This window comes from Phenylobacterium kunshanense (assembly GCF_003254525.1).
GTDB classification, from domain to species: domain Bacteria; phylum Pseudomonadota; class Alphaproteobacteria; order Caulobacterales; family Caulobacteraceae; genus Phenylobacterium; species Phenylobacterium kunshanense.
This window is the reverse complement of record NZ_QFYS01000001.1, coordinates 389,507-406,395: the sequence shown is the minus strand read 5'-3', so window position 1 is coordinate 406,395 and position 16,889 is coordinate 389,507. Positions and strand designations below refer to the sequence as shown.

Here is a 16,889-nt window from a genome sequence, read left to right as displayed (position 1 = left end):
GCCGGCGCCCGCTGGTCAGCGGTGCGTCAGGGGGCGTAGGTTGTCGGGTGGTCTAGCGGTGGGCCATAGCGGCCGAGAAGTCGCCTGGGACAGGAGAGCCGATCGGCTCGCTGCAGTAGATGGCGGTCATGGGTGCGTCGGATGCGCCGGCGGTGACGGTTGCGCTGTCAGTGACAAAGGCCGCGAAGCCTTCCCACCCGACATAGCCGCCGGAGCGGTTCTTCGCGTTCACCTTGCCGCAGAACAGGACGGCCTTGCCGCCATCTGCCACGTGAGCCTTGACGTCCGCGAACCGCGCGCTGGGATAGTCCAGCAAGCGCGCCTCAAGCTCGGATCGAGCCTTCGCGGCGGCCTTACTGACGATCTCTGGCGCCGGTTGGGCCGAAGCCGCCGGCGCCGCCAAGATCACAAGAGCCGCCAACCAACGCATGATTCGCAACCTAGCCCTGCTTTTGCTCGGCCGCCAACCGCTTCCGGGCTGCAAGGCCCCGGAACATCGCCTTCATGCTCTTCGTGTCGCTCACAGGAATCGCCGCAGGAGCGTCCGCCTTGGGCTTGGCCTTCTTCACCTCGCCGGCCCAAGCCGACATAACCGCGTCGTCGAGTTGGCAGATCACGTCCACCTCCCAAGCCGACAGGTCGGTCAGGGTCAGACGCTGAAAGGCCTCGATATCCGCGAAGGTGATGGGGTTAGCCGCCATCCCAGCGGTGCGCCGGGACGACAGCTTGAGGAACACGCCCCAGAGGGCTTCAAGCTCCTCCGGGAAGGGCGGAAGCGGGTCGGGCTTCTTCTTGAGGCTGACCGCTCCCGCGAAGGTGACGAGTTCCTCGACTAGGCCCGCAAAAAATTGGCGCGGTCCTCCACGAACGCGGCGACCTGTTCGCGGATGAAAGCGAGCTTCGGGTTCGAGTAGAGCTTGAGCGCAGCCTCCTGGCTGAACTCGGCCTTCTCTCCGCCCATGGTGATGTTCCAGCCCACCGTCAGCTTGGCGAGGTAGGCGGCGCCATCAGAGTTCAGCCCCTCGGCCGTAAGCTTGGCGCGCGGGCCCTGCTGGATCCGGCGGTTCGTCTGGCTGTTGCGGGCCTTCACGGCGACGTCGCTGTCTTCCCCGAGGAGGGAGATGGTCATCGGGGTCCGCCCTTCGTCTTCGTTGAAGAGTTGGGCGCCGTCGATGCCCCGCAGTTCCAGCGTCGAGGCTTCGTCGGGATTGTAGGCTGCGATCGTGGCGAGGTCCGCCATGGGGGTTGCTCCGAAAAAGCAGGCCAGCGCGACTGGCCCTTAAAGTTGGTGGGGAAGGTTCTTTGTTCTGTGAGGGTCGGCTTAGCCGCCCGAGACCGCCTCGCCGATGTCCTCCAGGACCTCGGTGTCGATGGCGATGTTGTAGTTGCGGCGGGTCGGGTCGTTGGCCCCGCCGATGTTCAGCGGCGCGCTCATCACCTTGCCGGTGAAGTAGAACACCGAGTCCGTGTCGTTGCTGTCCGCACCGTCCGCGAGCAGGGCCTTGAAGGCGTAGTTGAACTTCGTCCCGGCGAAGCCCTTCATGGCGGCCTGGCTGGCGGCGAGAGGGTCGTGGACGCACGCGACGGTGATGTCGCCGGCGTCCTTGGAACCCTTCAGCTTGCGGACGCGCCCCTCGGCGAGAAGGTTGAAGGTCACGAGCTGGGCACTGTCGCCGAACTCGCTGATCGTCTCGACGCCGGTCAGTTCGACCCACGTCAGGGCGGCATATTCCGACACCGTGTCCGCGGTCGGGTTCGCGGTGGCGCAGTAGTAGAACTTCGCGCCTTCGCTCGAAGAGTAGGCCATGGCTGGCTCCTTCTATTGTGAAAAAGCCGGCGCCCATCTCGGCTAAGGGCAGTCCTCAGAGGGTCAGGAGACCCACGAGATCGTCACGGCGACGATGGTCTTGTCGCCTTCCTGGAGCGGCGATCCGATCACCGGCTCCTTACTGATCTTGACCCGCGTCGAGCCGTTCTTGAGCGCGCTCGCCTTGGGGAAGTGGTCGGCGACCGCTTGCGCGGCTGCGTTGACCGCGATCACGCCGCTGTCCTTGGGGAAGACCACGCTGACCACCAGCACGCCTTGATCGAGAACCCCGCTCGATAGCCCCTCAAAGGCCGGCGTGTTTCGGAAGTATCCGGCCTGCAGGTACTTGCCGGCGAGCGACTGTGTAGCCGGGTCGAAGGGAATGTCCGGGTAGGCGATGGGCAGGGGCGGCGAGCCTATGGCCAAGCTGGACAACCGGGCCAGGAGCGCCGCGGGGATTTCGGAGGCCTTGCTCACAGCCGGAACCTCCTCTCAGCCTCTGCGGCGTTGCGAGCGACCACCTGGGGCCATTGCTGGGCCGCCAGGGTGACCCACTGATAGTTCCGGTGAACGAACCGGGCGTAGTTGGCCGTATAGGCCAGGGTGATGGTGTCGCCGAGGTCGGCCCCCGCGATCACGAGGTTCACCGCCGTAGCGTCGTAGCTGTAGCTCGCCTCTCCATCGGGCCGCGGCATTGCGGCCGGCAGCGCGGGCGTGAGCGTCGCCGTGAAGGATGCTCGCAGAAACCCGGTGTCGATCGGCAGGTGTCCGCCCCTCCCCCCGCCTGGGTTGGCCTTGGAGGGGCCCGGCGTCTGGGCGATGGCGGCCACGCCTTGCACGCTCGACTTGAACACGGCGCGCATCAGATCCTTGCGGGCGGCCACCTTCGCCGACACCACAGCCGAGAACGAGCGGGCCACCGATCAGACCACCTCAGCGAAGAAGTCGATGCGGATTTCCTCGTCGCATCGACATCCGATCAGTTCGGAGGCCGGAGCCCCAAAGCTCCGGTCGCCCGGGTAGAGCATCAAGGCGCCCGTCACAGGGCTGCGGAACGGCTCACTCAGGCCTTGGACCTTCTTGCCGTCGAGAACTGCGTGCGAGTGGCGCACCCGAAGGTCCGAACTGTCCCGCCAGATGCGGGTGATTGCGGACTCGGTGATCTGGCCCTTGTCGACGGCCTGGCGATAGGTCTCGTGCTTGGCGGCCCGGAGCGCCGTCAGACTCTCCGTCCGGCCGATCATCTGCCCCCGAAGTTGCAAGAGCCGCGTCCTATAGGCTGCCTCGGCCTTGCGGATCGTCTCGGCCGGAACCGGGGTTTCCTCGGCCAGTGCCTTGCGGATGGTCCGGTCGAAGCGCTTGTCGCGTCGTTTGCGGTCTAGGTAGGCCCTAAGCTGCGCCGGGTCGCCGCTCTCCAGCTCGGCCCGCGCCGCCCGCGCATAGCCCTCCTGCTGGCTGGTCAGGCCGAGGATACCGCCCTCGCGCTGGCCCGTGGCCTTGTTCACTCGGCCGACGATCTCCAGCGCGACCGTCTTCGGCCCAGCGCCGCGCTCCATGCCGGCCGTGAGGGCCTGACGCAGGGCGACGCGCTGATCCGCGATGATCTCGCGCACGAGCCTCGAGGACTGTTCCGCCAGCCACCGCTCGGCGCGGGGGTTGCGAACGTCAAACCGGGCCACCAGACGGGCCGGGAAGTATGACGCCGCGGTCGCCCCGCTCGTGGCGTAGGCGGTGCGGATGGCTTCGAGGAGCGGGCTGTAGGCCGCCTGCTCCAGGTTCAGGGCCGCAACGACAGCCTCAAGGTTCCCCGTCTCGATGGCAGCGGCGAGGCGCTGCAACTCGGCCGCCGTGGCGATGTCGGCCACAGCGCGCTCGAACGCGTCCGCCACCTCCAGGCCATAGCGGGTCAACAGGTCGTCATAGACCTGGGCCTGCGTCGGTTTGCGGGGCACTTCAGCCGCCTCGACCCATTGACTTACGGCCTACCTCTAAGCTAAATTCCGCTAATGCCGACAGACTCTCAATCAATCTCACGGCTCCTGCGATTTGCCGACCTGAAGGCCGCCGGTATCGTGAAAAGCTGGCCCCAGTTGAAGCGGCTGGTTGACCGCGAAGGTTTTCCAGCAGGCTTCTACCTGTCAGCGAATACGCGCGTCTGGGACCAGTCCGCCGTCGACGCGTGGTTGAACGGTCGTAGGCAAGCGAGCGGGGCGGGGTCTTGAGCGCCAAGATTGACCCGACCGAGTACGTAGTGCGACCGCGTCCCCGCGGCAGATGGGCCGTGGCTGGTCGCTGGACGCAAAATGCTCGGCGCGTATTCGACACGCGGGACGAGGCCGAGCGCTATCGCCTGTCCCTCTTACCGAAGCTTCCCCCGACTCCCTCGTTGCCACTTCTATCCCCCCGTGAAACTGAGGCACGGCGCCAATTCGATCTCGCAACACCCCTAGAATGGGAGCGCTATGCCGATTTGAACTGGCGAAAGGATGAAACGCGCCGTCGGTGGATAGCGGGGGTCTCGCCCCGCCCCTGGGACAATCGTCGTTTCGTGGCCCCCGCTGGCCCTCGTTGGGTCGACTGGACGGACGATGTTGCCCATCCGATCACGCTAAAGCGCCTCTCGCTACGTAAGGGCTTGCGCGACAGCGTCTACTTTCATCGGCATGGGCACTTCTATCCGCCGCGATACAGCGACAACGTCCGATACTGGCAGTTCACCCCCGAAATGAAGGTCGTCTCTTGGGCGGCACCGTTTACCCGCGTTTTGCCCTGCGGTGGCTGCGGAACATGGGGACCGTCGGACGATCTGCGCGGCTCTTTCCTTTCAAGTCCCCTGAGCATGTTGGGCCGCCGCGACAGTCCGACGCTGTCTTGGGTTGTCAAGGCCGCGAACAACCCAAGTTGCGCCAAGTGCCGCGTCGCCGTCGAGCGGATCCAATCGGGCGTTCGAGCTGTGAAGGCCGCCGCCGAGGCGCGAAATCACCTCGCTAGAGAGTTGAATAAACGGAGATCTGGATGACCACCATCGCTGACATTCGCAATGACCTCATTGAGGTCTTCAATGGTCTCAAGAACGGAACCATGGAGGCGCGCGAAGCGGTCGAAATCAACAACACAGCCGGGAAGATCATTTCCTCGGCCAAGGTGCAGATCGCGTATCACGCCTTGCGCGGCGAGGCGCCGAACATCCCCTTCCTTTCATCTACCGCGGAACAGGAGAACTTGAGCCTCAGCCGCCCAGCATCGCCCGCGTGATCGTCGCGGCTTCGGCGTTGAGGTCGAGGTTACTGTCGAGCAAGGCGTGGGCCTGTTGGCGAATGGCTTCGGCCCCGCGCTGGTCCCCTCGCATGACCGCCGCCTGATAGGCCTGCGTCAGTCCGTGGAGCTGCGTCCAGGCTGCCGTGGCCAACAGCAGGGCCTTGCGGGGGTTCTGCTCGATCACCGGCGGCACTGTAGTTGGAACATGACCACGACGCCACCCGGCGCCAGAGGCTCCACCCGGACGATGCTGTGCTCGATGCCCCCGACCACCAGCTTGTCCGTCGTGTTTGGCGTCACGGCGAGGCTTCCTGCCTTCAGCAGAACCTTCTTGTCGGTCGCCAGGATGCGGGAGCCATCGATCTCGTTGCTCTCGTACTCCATCACCGCGAACGTGGCCGAATGGTCCGCCGTGGTGATGGTCGGGTTGTAGTCCGGGCCCGTTGCCGTCGGCCGCCGGATGGCGCCCGTCTGGCCGAACTTCGCGATGAGGCGGTCGGCAGTTGCCCGGCTCTTGGTGTAGTCGAAGGTCGGCATCAGCCGCGCACCGCGCGCCCGACGTAGGAGGCGCTCGCCCCATCCGTGAGGCCCCCGATCAGGTCCATGACCCGTGTCAGCACCGGCCGGGCCGATTCCGGGGTCTGCGCCGCCGTGGCGTATTCGACTTCCAGCGACCCGACCCGCTCCCGCTTCACGCGGTCGGTCATCGTCACCGAGGGGGCAAGGCCGCCAGGGTTGGCGCGCTCGTAGGCCGCCGCGATGCAGGTCGCTTGGACGATCTCGACAGGAACCTCGTCAGAGGCGATGTCGTCACCCTCGCCGTCGGTCGCGTCCTCGCGAGGCCACGCCAGGGCCTGCGATCGGCCGTTGAGCTTGGTCCCGCTCCAGCGAAACGCCGTCGACAGCCACGCCGTCGCCCGGCGGATGGCAGCCTCATCTGCGTCAGGGTCCGACGTGGCGTCGGTCCAGTCCGTCAGGCCGTGGCTGGTGCAGAAGATGTCGCAGTCCGAGACGCTCACGAAGGCGTCGGCCGCAGCGAGGCCCGTTCCGTCCTCTACCGTGAGCGTCATGCGTCAGCCCTCAAGCCGCAGGGTGCGGATCGGATGCGCCGACCACACGTCTAGTTCACAGGCCACCTCGACCGCCCGCTCGGCCGATGCACCCATAGCCATGGCGCCGAGAGCATAGTGCTCCCCGCTTCCGGCCGCGATGAACGGTACATCGAGCGGGCCAGTCCATTCGAGGTTGTTGTTGGCGTAGAACACGTCACCGTTCGCCCGCACCATCAGCGCAGTGAAGCTATCGGGCTTCAGGTCGTCGTTTCTCGCCGCCGGGCAACCCGCCTCGACCCATCGGCGTACGAGGGCGTCGCCGCCTATGCTGGCCGTGCTGACACCTAGTAGCGTGCCATCGGCTAGCCGGTGGATTTTCTGCTTTGACCCGATCGGCGTCTTGTCGCCGCTGTAGGCCCGGCTGTCGGACGCCAACACCCCATCCCGATAGGCGATTGTGGTCACGCCCGCCCTACTCCTTCGCCATGCCGGCCAGATCGGCCAGTTCTTCGATGGAAAGCGTCGGGTCCGGCTCGATGCCGGCGGCTTCGAGGTCGGCGTTCATCTCGCGACGGGTCAGGCCGTTCGGGCCTTCCTCATCGGCGTGCCGGCGGCGAAGTTCGGCCTCGACCGCGGCGACGGCCTGGGCCTTGTTGATCACCGGCTCATCGCTGACCAGCGCGGCCAGTTGGCGCAGGGTCAGGACGTCGGCCCCGCCGCGGTACGGCAAGTCGCGCCAGTCGTCGGGGATGTGGATCTCGCCACGTTGCGGCGCAGGAGCCGCCGGGGTCAGGTCGGCCGGCGCCCGGCGCTCCACCGGCTCGGCAGCCACGGCCTTGCCTTCGTCGATCTGCTCGACGGGCACGCCCTGTGCCTCGTAGGCAGCCCGGATGTTCGGCCACTCGCCCACCAGGAACACCTTGGAGACGTCCGTCCGCGGCGTCGTGAAGAACCGCGGGTTGCTGTACGCGCGACCCTTGATGAAGTCGCCGCTCTGCTGGCTGTAGATCAGTTCGATCTTGCTCATGTGCTTCCCCACGGGTCAGGGGGCGACCGAAGCCGCCCCCGTTCCGTCTTAGGCGACCGTGGCGTCGCCGATGGCGATCACGCCCGCGCTGTGCTTGACCGACGTCACCGTGCGGTCCCAGTTCGAGCCGGTCGCCAGTTCGGCGTCGGTCGGCGACTTGCCGCCGCTGGCCGTGTCCCAGGTGTAACCCTTCAGCGCGAGGCCGAAGGTGTAGTCCGCCTGGAAGGTGGTCTCGATGCGGCTCTTACCGTTCGAGGTCTCGATGTTGGCGATCATGTCGCCGCCATCGAACACGACCGCGGCGCCCTCGGTGAGCGAGAGCACCTTCTCCTTGTCCAGCGGCGAGGCGTCCTCGTAGAGCGCCGGGGCGTCGGTGACGACCACGGCCTTGCCGAGGATGTCCAGCACGGTCACGTTGCCGGCCGTGAACAGGCTGCCCGAGTTGGTCAGAGCCTGGCCGATCAGCTTGTGCGCCACCGAGCCCGTCATGATCTGGCAGACCAGCGAAGCGGAGGCGTCGCCGAACTTGGCGTGCGACTTGTTGAGCGTCGACTGGCTGATGCCGACGTTCGGGGACACGTCCGCGATGCCGTCATACTTGCTGTCGCTCGACACCGACAGGGCCGCCACCAGGGCCGCGATGGCCGTGTTGAGCTGGTCCTGCATCATCGCCTCGGCGAAGTTCTTCGAGATATGCGCGATGGCTTCGCCGGTCGGCTTCTGCAGCCAGGTCATCTGACCGGGCTCGAAGAGGATCGGGCCGAAGCCGCCGGCCACCTTCACCGCGCTCTCCTTCACCTGCGCCAGAGAGGTCGAGGAGACCGTGCCGTTGGAGGCGTAGCGGTCCACGCGGCGCTTGGCCGAGTGAAGCGCCGAGAAGAACGAACGCTGGAGGAAGTCGCCGTCGAAGCCGTCCGTGGTGAGCTGGATCGCGCCGCGGGAGGCTTCGTTGAACTTGTCCACCATCTGCGAAAGCTCTTCGATGATGGCGGGCTGGTAGTATTGGTTGAAGACCTGCATATTCGAGAGGGCCATCTGGCGCTCCTTTGCTTAAGGGGTTGGTTTCTCGGGGTTTTTGCCGGGCATCCCGCCCGACGGTTGATCGGCTGGCCCTCATCCCGAGAAACCAGGCCTTCAGTCCTTTGCCGGCCTAGTTGATCGGCAGGTTGAACTTCTTGGCGTAGTGGGAGGCGCGGTCAGTGCCGCCACCCCCACCGCCGCCGCCGTCGCCCTTGTCGGCCTCCTTTCCGGTACCGGAATGGCCGTCGCCATCGAAGGCGCGAGCGTAGGTGTCGGAGGCCCGCATCTCGGAGATGAGGCCCTTGAGGTCCATCGGGGAGCCCTTGGCGTCGCCGATGCGGACATTGCCCTTGGCGTCGACCACTTCGACCACGAAGTCGCCGTCCTCGGTCTCCTTGACCCGCGTGCTGGAGAGCACGTGCGGGAGCAGGAGTTCGATGGAGCCCTTGGCCTCGGCGATGGCCGAGGTCGCGGCGGCCTGGCGGACCAGCTTGTCCACGGCGCCGGTGAGCTTTCCGATGCGCTCCTCGCGTGCGCCGATCTCCTCGCCGTGCTTCTCCAGAAGCTGCGCCTTGGCGGCCTCGAACTTGCTGTTGGCGATCTTGTCCGCCTCCTTGGAGGGGTCGATCTTCTTCAGCTCCTCGAGTTCCGTCAGGGCCGCGCGGGCCTTGTCGGGGTCCAGATCCTTGAACTTGACGACGGAGGCCTCAAGCTGTTCGCGCTTGGTGCGCTCGGCGCCCAGGGCGGACTTGAGGCCGGTCACGTCCTCCAGGGCGTAACCGTCAACGGCGTCGACCGAGAGATAGAACTTCCCGTCCTTCTCGGCGTAGTGCTCACGCAGCGGTTCGGGCGCGGCGTCGAGCGAGGTCAGCACGGCTTTCAGGGCCATAGATCATTCCATCCCGGAATTGGTGGGCGTCCCGCCCGTTGAAGTGGCCGCACAGGTCCCCTGTGCAGCCATGGTCAGGCGGTCAGCCGCCCAGCCATTCCGTCGTCGGCCGGCCTAGGAGGTCAGCCGTGAACCCGCCCATGGAGCGGGCCTTGTGTCTGATGTGCGGGAGCGCCTCGCTCCAGCCCTGCCGGTGGCTCATCGCCGCCCGCCAGGGTCGCGTGTCGAAGAAGTGCGCCCCGTCGACCGACATCGGCACACCGCAAAGCACGGCCTTATCGAAGCCGAGGTCGACCAGCGCCACCTTGAGGGCGAACAGGCCCGAGGATCCGGTCTCCCGCTGCCCCGGGAACTTCCACTCCGTGGCGTGGGTGACGCCCGGGGCTGTTCCCTTCCGGTTCTCGTGAGCGAATACCGCGGCGGCGGGGGCGAATCCCCGCTTGGCCCGCCTCTGCGCCCAGAGCTTGAACTTGTCGGCGTGCAGGCTGACCCAGGCGTCGAGATGGCCCGGCCACTCTGCGCCCACGTCGTTCGCCGCGACCACGCCGGAGAACTCGCCCAGTTCCAGGGCCGCCTTCACGTCATCCCAGACGGTCGCAGCCCCGCCCAGGACCAGGGCCGACGTCAAATCCAGTGCGCCAGGATCGGGTGTCCCGGCGGCAGTTCATGGGGCTTCTCGCGCCCGTGGGCTATTCCGGCCCATCCCTCAACCATGACCATGTTCGGCCGCTCCGTATTGCGCTCACCGCGCCGCTGGTGACGCCGAATTGCTTGGCGACCTGCCGCAAACTGAGCGTCCCGGCGAGCCTTCGGATTTGCCGAACCTCGGACTCTGTCAGGCGGGCGCCCCGGTGGGCTTCACCGCGCGGGGCGTTTCCATGGGCACAACGGTCTTCCCCGTTCTCCTTTGGGGTCGCCCATCGCAGGTGACGCGGATTGACGCAGCCCTTGTGGCCGTTGCCGCACGAGTGCGCGACCCAGGGGCGATCTGCGGGCTGTGGACCGTGAACTTGCTCGCAGACCCATCGGTGCGCCATCTGCTGGCGATCACCTTTCGGGTAGACCGCCCCGTACCCCATGCCGGTCCGACCGAAGGGCCAGATCAGACAATCGTCCGATTGCCAGTCAAGGTGCTCCCGCAGCCAGCGCAGCGGCGCGTTTCGTGTATCCAATGCCCACTCAGGATCCCCGCGCTTCCACCAGCGCAGGTAGTGGGCTCTACACCAGCCGCGCGCCAGATGCGGCTTCACACAGCCGATAACACTGCATAGTTTGGGTTCAGCCACTCGACCCTCCAACGGTCGTTTCGGTTAGAGCCCGTCGCGACGCGCCAACGTCCGGCGGGCTCGTCTATTCTAGCGCCAGTGCTCCTTTATCCAAGATAAATGTGACAATTCATGGGGCTTTTTCCGCCCGTGAAAGTACACCACCTTGGCGCTACCTAGACACTTCCCCTCGACGTCTCCCTTGTAACTCAAAACCTCGCCAGGAAACTCATCGTCGATGAAGCTGTGCGGGAACTTCCGCACCCACTCCATGTCGTTCTCGCCGCGATGCAGGTTCGCGACGCTCTCGAAGCCGGCCGGCACGAGACAGACACCGTTGCACGCCCGGTGCGGCGCGTAAGGATCGCGCGGGAGACCGATCGTCTTGCGGGTAAAGCACGAGGCCGCCAAGGCGTCGCAGTCGCCCGTGACGACCGTATCCAGCCCACAAAGGATCATCGGCACGCCCAAGCCAAAGGGCTCGATGCAGGTCGAGTAGTCCGGCCGGTCCGCGCTGATGCGGCGCTGCTCGATGCAGCCCGGCAGATCGCGTTCGCGGTCGGTGAAAAGGACGAAGCGGAACTCGTGCGAGAGGTTGCGGGCGAAGCCGTTCAGCAGCTTCGCCACCCAGCTTTCGTCGTACATGCGCGAGAACGGCAGGCTCCGGCCGTTCGGCGTCCAGAGCAGGGTCGCGACCGTGATCACGCCGCCTCAGCGCCTGCGAAGTTGACCCTCGCCGCCTTCATGCGGTTCCGGGCCGATGGGTGGATAGGCACGACTTGCCCGTCACGCCGGAACAGGTGCTCAGCAGGAACGTCCCGGCCACACACGGCGCCGGCGGCGACCATGCAGCCGTTGCCCAGCGTCACGCCCGGCAGGATCACGGCGTTCGCGCCGATGCTGGCCCCGTCCTCGACAACGACCGACACAAGCCGGCCGCTGCGGTAGGGCTCGGCGTCCCATCCGGTCTTATCGGCGCGGGGCCAAGCGTCGTTGCAGAGGGTGACGTTCGGGCCCACGAACACATCGGATCCGATCTCAAAGCCGGGCCCCATCGCCACATGCATGGAGATGATCGACCGGGCTCCGATCTTCGGCCCATCGAGCACGGCGAACGGCGCCACGCTGCAACCCGGCCCAAGGACCGTCCCACGGGTCACCGAGGCGAACTGCCAGACCTTGACGTCGGCATTGACGCCACAGGTCCCGTCCACATGGGCGAGCGGGTGAATGAAGGCGCTTGGGTGAACGCCGCCGCGCCCAGCGATAAAGGCGTTGAGCGCTCCGCAAGTGCAGACGTTCACGCCATCGCCCACGGCGCAGCCTGCCTTGTGGTCGATCAGACTCATGCGTTCTTCGCCGCGATCTTCTCGCCGGCCTTGTTGACCGGGAAGGCCATCGGAGTGCCCGTCGGGCAGAGATGCCCCGGGTCCGTCCCCGCCGTCGGAGCGTCACCCACGGCGATCACGATGTCGGCGCTGCGGGCGGTGAGGAACCAGAACTCACCCTCGCCCCCGGTCACGTCGGCTCCGCCGATCTGCAGCACCGCGGATGAGGCTGCCACGTCGACGTCGCCCGAAATCCGAGGGCGAGCATGGGGCACGACCACGCCGTTGCGGTTCACGCCCGGCCCAAGCGCGATGAACAGGCTCGACATATGCGGATTTCCTTATGCGGCCAGCGCTTCGGGGTCGGGTGGTGTCAGCGCGCCGGTGAGATCCAGGGCCGCATCCGGGTCCGGGGCCTCTTCCTCTAGGGCCTGCTCTTCCGCATCGGCGTCGAAGTCGCCCGACAGGATTCCTCGGCGCTGGTACTCAGCCCACAGCGTGCGGCGCGACAGGTCCCCGTTGCGCCGGGCTTCCATCAGCGACGTTGGCCCCTTCTCGTCATTGGCCTCCATCGCAAAGTCGGTGAAGACCTTGACCTGTGGCGCCTCGGTCGCCTGGACGTTCAGCCACTTGGCCGTGAACATGAACGCCTGCTCCAGCGCATCCTTAAGGGCCAGCGCCCAGGCCTGCACCGCCGAGGACGCCTTCTGCGACGCCAGGGCCGCTGTGACGACCGTGATCCCAGCGGTAGCCGTGAGCGGTTGCCGGCCAAGCTCGCGCATCTGCGTCTCTATGGCGGCCACTTCCTCGGCGAGGAACTTCAGGCTCTCGGCGCTCGGCTCGATGAACGTCCACTCGCCATGCTGCCCGCTGTCGCCGAATGGGGGGGCGTAGAGCACGGCCTGGGGCCCGACCGGGACCGCAACAGGCCCATTGTCCTGCATCTGCGGCTGCACCCCGTTGCCGGCCAGCATCGGGAAGGCGGTCAGCTCCTTGATGTGCTTGAGCGCGGTCTCGGCCTGGAAGTGCTCGACCTGCAGATCAGCCACGCCTTGCAGCGGTAGCGAGAACTGCCAGCCCGCCCCCTTCCGGCGCCCGGTGACGAACGGGACCAGGGCGATCTCGCCGATCGTCACCGCTCCGCTTTCGACCATCGACCAAGAGGACGTCAGCCGACCGTTGCCGCGGGTCTTCTTCTCCCACACCTCGAAAGTGGCGGGCGCGTAGTCAACGACGCGATCCGTGACCGTACCCCCGACCGTCTCGAAGATAGGCTCGCGGTTCAGGACGCGGATGCGGTTGACCGCGACCTCGCCCCAACCGTCGCGCCGGGTCACCGTCTCCAGCATCCGGGCGTGAACGAAGATCTCCTTGCCGCGCACCGTGTCGGTGTAGGCCGCGAGCATCCGCTTGGCCGGCACGCGAACCCAGTACGGACGCAGGCCTTGCGACTTCTCATCAGCCAGAGACAGCGGCTGGCCATCGGGCCTAGGCCGCGCCTTGGTGAAGTCGACGAAGATCCAGTCGACGGCGCAGTTCACCCCGCCGAAGAACACCTCGGAAGCGAAGACGTGCAGGTTGTTCCCGCGCCCGTCGATGTCCTCGGCGAGTTGCTTGAACCGATCGCCGGCCCCTTCGTCGAGCGTGACCTCCTCGGAGAAGGGCTTGCTCGACAGGTTCTCAACGATGTCTGCGTAGATGTTGGTGAACTTGGCGTTCTGGCGCCGGTACTCGTAATCGGCGTCGGTCTCGTTGGGGAACTGAGGCAGGTACGTCGTGCCGGCCGCCTGCATGGCCGCCTGGCCGTCAAGGATCGTCTCGACCTTCGTCCACGCCGGCAGCATCGCCTCGTAGTCTGACGACGGGGTTTCCGGCGTGGTGCGGATCGCCATCAACGCCTCCCCTGTGCTGCGTAGGTTCCGAAGAGAGCCATCGGCGCATCCCGGCGCCTGACCATCGGGGCCAGAGCATAGCGGGTCGCGTCGATGTAGTGGTTATGGGCGTCGACGATCTCGGGCAGGATGTCCCCGCTCCGCTTGTCGACCTTGTGGCTGTAGAGCCTGAACTCGCGGGCGGTCTGCTCGCAGTCGGGGTGGATGACCACCTTGTCGAAGGCCTTGATGAAGGCCACCCCGTCCTCAACGCTTCCCGGCCACTTCTCGGCCGCCTGGATAAGCGGCAGGCCGTGGCGCTTCAGGTAGCTGATGCTCTCCGGGCGAGCCGAATCCGCGCGGATGACGTAGCGGTCGAAGTCGGAGATGCGCGCCTTCACATGTGGCGCGGTGCCATCCAACTCCAGTCGCACCGAGCCGGCCTCATGGCGGATCCAGAGCCGGCGATCATGGATGTAGCAGCGAACGGCCGCGGTCGGGTCCTGGGCAAAGCCGAAGTCGAGGCCCTGATAGGGGCCATCCCAACTAGCTTCGGGCTCGAACTCCTCGACGACATACCGGCCTGAGAACACCTGGGCGTCAGTGAGGGTGAGGAACTCACCCTCCCACACATGCTCATAGGTCTCAGGTCTAAGCCGCTGGTCCTCGAGCCGCGCCGCGTTCAGCAAGCTCGGAAACCACGGGTTGTCCTGCCAGTTGACCGTCGTAACGATGCAGTCTTCCGCCGGCGACTTCACGAAGCGCTTGTGGGTCGCGCTCTCTGGGCTCTCCGGGTTGTAGCTGATCCAGTTCTCGGCGATCCAGCCATCACCCTCTTCCCGGAGCGTGTTCACCAGCTTGCGCCAGGCCACCTCCGAGACGCTCTCGGCTTCATCGGTCCAGTTCCCGATGATCCGGGCCTTGGATTTGATGCTGTCGAGGTTGTGCCGAAGGCCAGCGAAGGCGTAACTGATCCGCCGGTTCTTCGTCCTTACGTACTTCTCGCCGATGTCGAAGTAGCTCGCCAGCCACGGGACGGACCCGATGGCGGCCTTGATTTCTTCCATCGAGGATTCGTCGAGGCTGTTCAGGTGTTCGCGGCTGGCGAGGAACACGCCCTCGACGCCTCGCTCAGCGAGCTGGTAAACCCGAAGGGCGGACCTGAGCGCTAGACCCCTTGTCTTCCCAGAACCCCGCCCCCCCTTGAAGACCCGCGTCCGCGCCGGCCTGGCGAAGTTCCGCGTGATCTTCGGGATTTCCTCAATCGTCGCTCGCATCCGGGGCCACGAACTCGATGATCGTCGGTTTCGGGGAAAGGCTTCCGTCCGACGACGTGAGGTCGGCCTTGTCGATGATCAGGCCGTTCAGCTTGGCGGCATCCATCAAGGATGCTCTGGCCACCTGGAGCATGGACGCCTCGTCCTTCTCCTCGGCCTTTGTGGCGATGGCCAGAAGGCGATCGGTTATGGTGGCGACCGTGATCTCGGCCCTGACAGCCGCCCGGCCCTGGATTTCCGCGAGGCGCGCACAAATGTTCACGTCTGCGGCCAAGCGGGCGGCTGCACTGCGGCTGGGATTATAGCCCGCCGCCTCGTACGCTTCCGACTGGCTCTTCCCCTTCGCCAGCTCCTGAGCGAAGCGCTCGTGACGGGCGTTCCTCAGTACGGGCATGGGTCCTCTGTCAGTTGCGCGGCACGCCGGCAGCAGTGAGGCGCAGCCAGAGCCAGAAGGCGAACTGGTCGAACATCGCGAGGCCTCGGGTATAGCGCCGCGTGGCTGGCTGGCCGCCCCGAAGGGCTGCGGCATGTTGGGGAGCGCTGCCCAGGCTCGTTAAGGGTCAGCGCGGCTCAACCGGCTATGAGCACACAGCCGAAGCCGTGCCGGCGAGCGAACCTCGTGGGGTTGCGCTTCCTATCCTGCCGAGCTGGCCTTCGCCGTAGCATCCGCACAAAGACGGTAGGGGCAGAAACGCAGAACCCCGCCGAGTGAGGGCGGGGTCCAAATCAGGCGCGCGACGCACCCGATACGCAATTACTAGTGATTCATGGGGCTAGTTGTCAATAGGTAGCGGTTGGATCGTCTTTCAGGATGGCGTTGAGCATCGCCTCGAGCGCCGCGTCAGGGCTGGGGACCTCCCACCCGCCGTCGTCGGCTGTCCCACCGACCTCATAGAAAGCAGCAGCGACGCCGGAAGCGAGCGCGGCCTTAGGGATCGCCGCCAGCCCGGCGCGGGCGACCTTCTCCAGGCAGATATCGCCATCGAGCGAGATTGACCTGACGTCCGCGGGGTTGGTCGGGTCCGACGGATACCAGACGGCCGTTCCGCGGCTCTTTTCCTCGTTGCCCTGGCGCACAATTTCGGCCGCCATCGCCTCGACCATGGCCTTCATCGCTGGCGTCATTGCTCCGGCCAATCCGCTTGGGGGTCGTATCGCGCGATCTCGCGCTTGGCGATGCGGGCGACGGTGCGGAACTTGACCAGAAGCTCGACCGCGTCCTCAAGGCTGCAGAAGTGCGCCATGCAGGTGTCGCTAGTCTTCCAATTTACGCATCCGTCCGACTTGTGAAACCCTCTGATCTCGACGTCGCCATTGTCGTCTCGAAACTCAAAGACGAGAGCGAGGCCATTCATTTCGTCGATGCGCCAGAAGACGCCGTCCTCCTCGACCATGGCTTTCAGGGCGGGGGTCATCATCCGATCTCCACCACGAAGTCGCCCAGCTTCACGCCTCGGCCGAGGCGGACTTCGCCGGGCTGATCGTAAAAGTCGCCCTCGACCTTGTAAGCTTGCGCTCCACTGACTGGCCGCAGCTCCCAGTCGTCAATCACCACAACGCGGGCGTCTTGCGGTGCTGCCTGCAGCTTTGCGATCAGTTCGGCGACGGTCATGGGCTAGAGCCTCCGATAAATCGGCGAGGTCACGAGGAAATCGAGGGTCCGCTCGACCGGCCAGGCGTTTGGCCCGGCGACCGTTGCGGCCAGGATCGTCGCCTGAAAGCGATCGACCACGGGGCCAGGGTAGCGGATCGACAGGGCGACCTGATCCCCCGCCGAGACATCAGGCATTCCGGGGATCATCTGGCCCCTGACGCGGCAAGGGCGCCGTTCGTCCATGGGGTCTTCGCGTTCCTCGGCTTGGGTTCTGGGCGCCGGACCAAGTTCGATGTTGTAGGCGAGGGCGGGGGCGTCCTCGTCATGACCAAGACAGAGCGTTACACTCCAGTCCATCGGCCACGGCGGATTGATAAAGCCCGGGTCGGCGGTCATCGCTGGCGTCTCCAAAGCCACCTGCGGTAGGCTGCTGTTCCAAAGGCGGGGACAGAGCCGGGATGCGGCCGGTCGCGTTGCGGCGGCGGCGGAATGACGGCGCGG

General features: G+C 66.0%; 26 protein-coding genes and 1 pseudogene. 1 reads left to right on the top strand and 26 read right to left on the bottom strand.

Annotated elements, in window-relative coordinates; genetic code table 11:
• Nucleotides 1-52: 52 nt before the first annotated feature.
• From DJ019_RS02080 to DJ019_RS02050, 7 genes and pseudogenes are all read right to left on the bottom strand, one after another.
• Nucleotides 53-316: a hypothetical protein gene (locus DJ019_RS02080; RefSeq protein WP_133255227.1), complete on the bottom strand. Its 264-nt coding sequence runs from the start codon at nucleotides 314-316 to the stop codon at nucleotides 53-55.
• A gap of 124 nt (nucleotides 317-440) precedes the next feature.
• Nucleotides 441-761 (bottom strand): annotated as a pseudogene (locus DJ019_RS02075) (phage tail assembly chaperone); the annotation flags it as partial.
• Between the two features lie 71 nt (nucleotides 762-832).
• Nucleotides 833-1,240, bottom strand: coding sequence for a hypothetical protein (locus DJ019_RS02070; RefSeq protein WP_111274315.1), 408 nt, complete (start codon nucleotides 1,238-1,240; stop codon nucleotides 833-835).
• Between the two features lie 81 nt (nucleotides 1,241-1,321).
• A complete protein-coding gene (locus tag DJ019_RS02065) occupies nucleotides 1,322-1,807 on the bottom strand; it encodes a phage tail tube protein (RefSeq protein WP_111274314.1) in 486 nt (161 codons plus the stop codon).
• A 63-nt stretch (nucleotides 1,808-1,870) separates the two neighbouring features.
• Nucleotides 1,871-2,284, bottom strand: a complete 414-nt coding sequence (locus DJ019_RS02060; RefSeq protein WP_111274313.1) for a phage tail terminator-like protein — start codon at nucleotides 2,282-2,284, stop codon at nucleotides 1,871-1,873.
• On the bottom strand, nucleotides 2,281-2,727 hold the full coding sequence (locus DJ019_RS02055; RefSeq protein WP_111274312.1) for an HK97 gp10 family phage protein: 447 nt from the start codon (nucleotides 2,725-2,727) through the stop codon (nucleotides 2,281-2,283). Before DJ019_RS02055 ends, DJ019_RS02060 begins: the two co-directional genes overlap by 4 nt.
• A 3-nt stretch (nucleotides 2,728-2,730) precedes the next feature.
• Complete coding sequence (locus DJ019_RS02050; RefSeq protein ID WP_111274311.1) at nucleotides 2,731-3,759, bottom strand: phage minor head protein; 1,029 nt, start codon at nucleotides 3,757-3,759, stop codon at nucleotides 2,731-2,733.
• 1,063 nt (nucleotides 3,760-4,822) lie between these two features.
• Here DJ019_RS02050 and DJ019_RS02045 point away from each other — a divergent pair.
• On the top strand, nucleotides 4,823-5,062 hold the full coding sequence (locus tag DJ019_RS02045; RefSeq protein WP_111274310.1) for a hypothetical protein: 240 nt from the start codon (nucleotides 4,823-4,825) through the stop codon (nucleotides 5,060-5,062).
• Here DJ019_RS02045 and DJ019_RS02040 read toward each other — a convergent pair.
• From DJ019_RS02040 to DJ019_RS01950, 19 genes are all read right to left on the bottom strand, one after another.
• Nucleotides 5,037-5,249: a hypothetical protein gene (locus DJ019_RS02040; protein ID WP_133255226.1), complete on the bottom strand. Its 213-nt coding sequence runs from the start codon at nucleotides 5,247-5,249 to the stop codon at nucleotides 5,037-5,039. The genes DJ019_RS02045 and DJ019_RS02040 overlap by 26 nt on opposite strands.
• The gene (locus DJ019_RS02035) at nucleotides 5,246-5,602 is read right to left on the bottom strand and encodes a hypothetical protein (RefSeq protein WP_111274308.1); all 357 of its coding nucleotides are present in this window, start codon (nucleotides 5,600-5,602) and stop codon (nucleotides 5,246-5,248) included. The genes DJ019_RS02040 and DJ019_RS02035 overlap by 4 nt, the downstream gene beginning before the upstream one ends.
• Nucleotides 5,602-6,135 carry a DnaT-like ssDNA-binding protein gene (locus DJ019_RS02030; protein ID WP_111274307.1) on the bottom strand — a complete coding sequence of 178 codons (534 nt, stop codon included), beginning with the start codon at nucleotides 6,133-6,135 and terminating at the stop codon, nucleotides 5,602-5,604. Before DJ019_RS02030 ends, DJ019_RS02035 begins: the two co-directional genes overlap by 1 nt.
• A 3-nt stretch (nucleotides 6,136-6,138) precedes the next feature.
• The gene (locus DJ019_RS02025) at nucleotides 6,139-6,582 is read right to left on the bottom strand and encodes an Ntn hydrolase family protein (RefSeq protein WP_111274306.1); all 444 of its coding nucleotides are present in this window, start codon (nucleotides 6,580-6,582) and stop codon (nucleotides 6,139-6,141) included.
• Between the two features lie 7 nt (nucleotides 6,583-6,589).
• Nucleotides 6,590-7,144 (bottom strand): hypothetical protein, encoded by a 555-nt coding sequence (locus DJ019_RS02020; protein WP_111274305.1) that lies wholly within the window; start codon nucleotides 7,142-7,144, stop codon nucleotides 6,590-6,592.
• 48 nt (nucleotides 7,145-7,192) lie between these two features.
• Nucleotides 7,193-8,179, bottom strand: a complete 987-nt coding sequence (locus DJ019_RS02015) for a major capsid protein (protein WP_111274304.1) — start codon at nucleotides 8,177-8,179, stop codon at nucleotides 7,193-7,195.
• A 115-nt stretch (nucleotides 8,180-8,294) separates the two neighbouring features.
• A complete protein-coding gene (locus tag DJ019_RS02010; RefSeq protein WP_111274303.1) occupies nucleotides 8,295-9,053 on the bottom strand; it encodes a hypothetical protein in 759 nt (252 codons plus the stop codon).
• An 82-nt stretch (nucleotides 9,054-9,135) separates the two neighbouring features.
• On the bottom strand, nucleotides 9,136-9,681 hold the full coding sequence (locus DJ019_RS02005; protein WP_111274302.1) for a hypothetical protein: 546 nt from the start codon (nucleotides 9,679-9,681) through the stop codon (nucleotides 9,136-9,138).
• 61 nt (nucleotides 9,682-9,742) lie between these two features.
• Nucleotides 9,743-10,090: an HNH endonuclease gene (locus DJ019_RS21615; RefSeq protein ID WP_420849834.1), complete on the bottom strand. Its 348-nt coding sequence runs from the start codon at nucleotides 10,088-10,090 to the stop codon at nucleotides 9,743-9,745.
• A 318-nt stretch (nucleotides 10,091-10,408) separates the two neighbouring features.
• Complete coding sequence (locus tag DJ019_RS01995; RefSeq protein WP_111274300.1) at nucleotides 10,409-11,023, bottom strand: hypothetical protein; 615 nt, start codon at nucleotides 11,021-11,023, stop codon at nucleotides 10,409-10,411.
• On the bottom strand, nucleotides 11,020-11,667 hold the full coding sequence (locus DJ019_RS21305) for a DapH/DapD/GlmU-related protein (protein WP_111274299.1): 648 nt from the start codon (nucleotides 11,665-11,667) through the stop codon (nucleotides 11,020-11,022). Before DJ019_RS21305 ends, DJ019_RS01995 begins: the two co-directional genes overlap by 4 nt.
• Entirely contained in the window at nucleotides 11,664-11,975 is a 312-nt protein-coding gene (locus tag DJ019_RS01985; RefSeq protein WP_111274298.1) for a hypothetical protein, read from the bottom strand. The genes DJ019_RS21305 and DJ019_RS01985 overlap by 4 nt, the downstream gene beginning before the upstream one ends.
• A 12-nt stretch (nucleotides 11,976-11,987) precedes the next feature.
• A complete protein-coding gene (locus DJ019_RS01980; RefSeq protein WP_111274297.1) occupies nucleotides 11,988-13,538 on the bottom strand; it encodes a DUF4055 domain-containing protein in 1,551 nt (516 codons plus the stop codon).
• Entirely contained in the window at nucleotides 13,538-14,794 is a 1,257-nt protein-coding gene (locus DJ019_RS01975) for a PBSX family phage terminase large subunit (RefSeq protein ID WP_111274296.1), read from the bottom strand. Before DJ019_RS01975 ends, DJ019_RS01980 begins: the two co-directional genes overlap by 1 nt.
• Nucleotides 14,778-15,188: a terminase small subunit gene (locus DJ019_RS01970; protein ID WP_111274295.1), complete on the bottom strand. Its 411-nt coding sequence runs from the start codon at nucleotides 15,186-15,188 to the stop codon at nucleotides 14,778-14,780. The genes DJ019_RS01975 and DJ019_RS01970 overlap by 17 nt, the downstream gene beginning before the upstream one ends.
• 386 nt (nucleotides 15,189-15,574) lie before the next feature.
• Entirely contained in the window at nucleotides 15,575-15,907 is a 333-nt protein-coding gene (locus tag DJ019_RS01965; protein ID WP_111274294.1) for a hypothetical protein, read from the bottom strand.
• A gap of 8 nt (nucleotides 15,908-15,915) precedes the next feature.
• Nucleotides 15,916-16,212, bottom strand: coding sequence for a hypothetical protein (locus tag DJ019_RS01960; protein ID WP_111274293.1), 297 nt, complete (start codon nucleotides 16,210-16,212; stop codon nucleotides 15,916-15,918).
• Nucleotides 16,209-16,406, bottom strand: a complete 198-nt coding sequence (locus DJ019_RS01955) for a hypothetical protein (protein ID WP_111274292.1) — start codon at nucleotides 16,404-16,406, stop codon at nucleotides 16,209-16,211. The genes DJ019_RS01960 and DJ019_RS01955 overlap by 4 nt, the downstream gene beginning before the upstream one ends.
• Nucleotides 16,407-16,409: 3 nt before the next feature.
• Nucleotides 16,410-16,784 (bottom strand): hypothetical protein, encoded by a 375-nt coding sequence (locus DJ019_RS01950; protein ID WP_111274291.1) that lies wholly within the window; start codon nucleotides 16,782-16,784, stop codon nucleotides 16,410-16,412.
• Nucleotides 16,785-16,889: the final 105 nt, after the last annotated feature.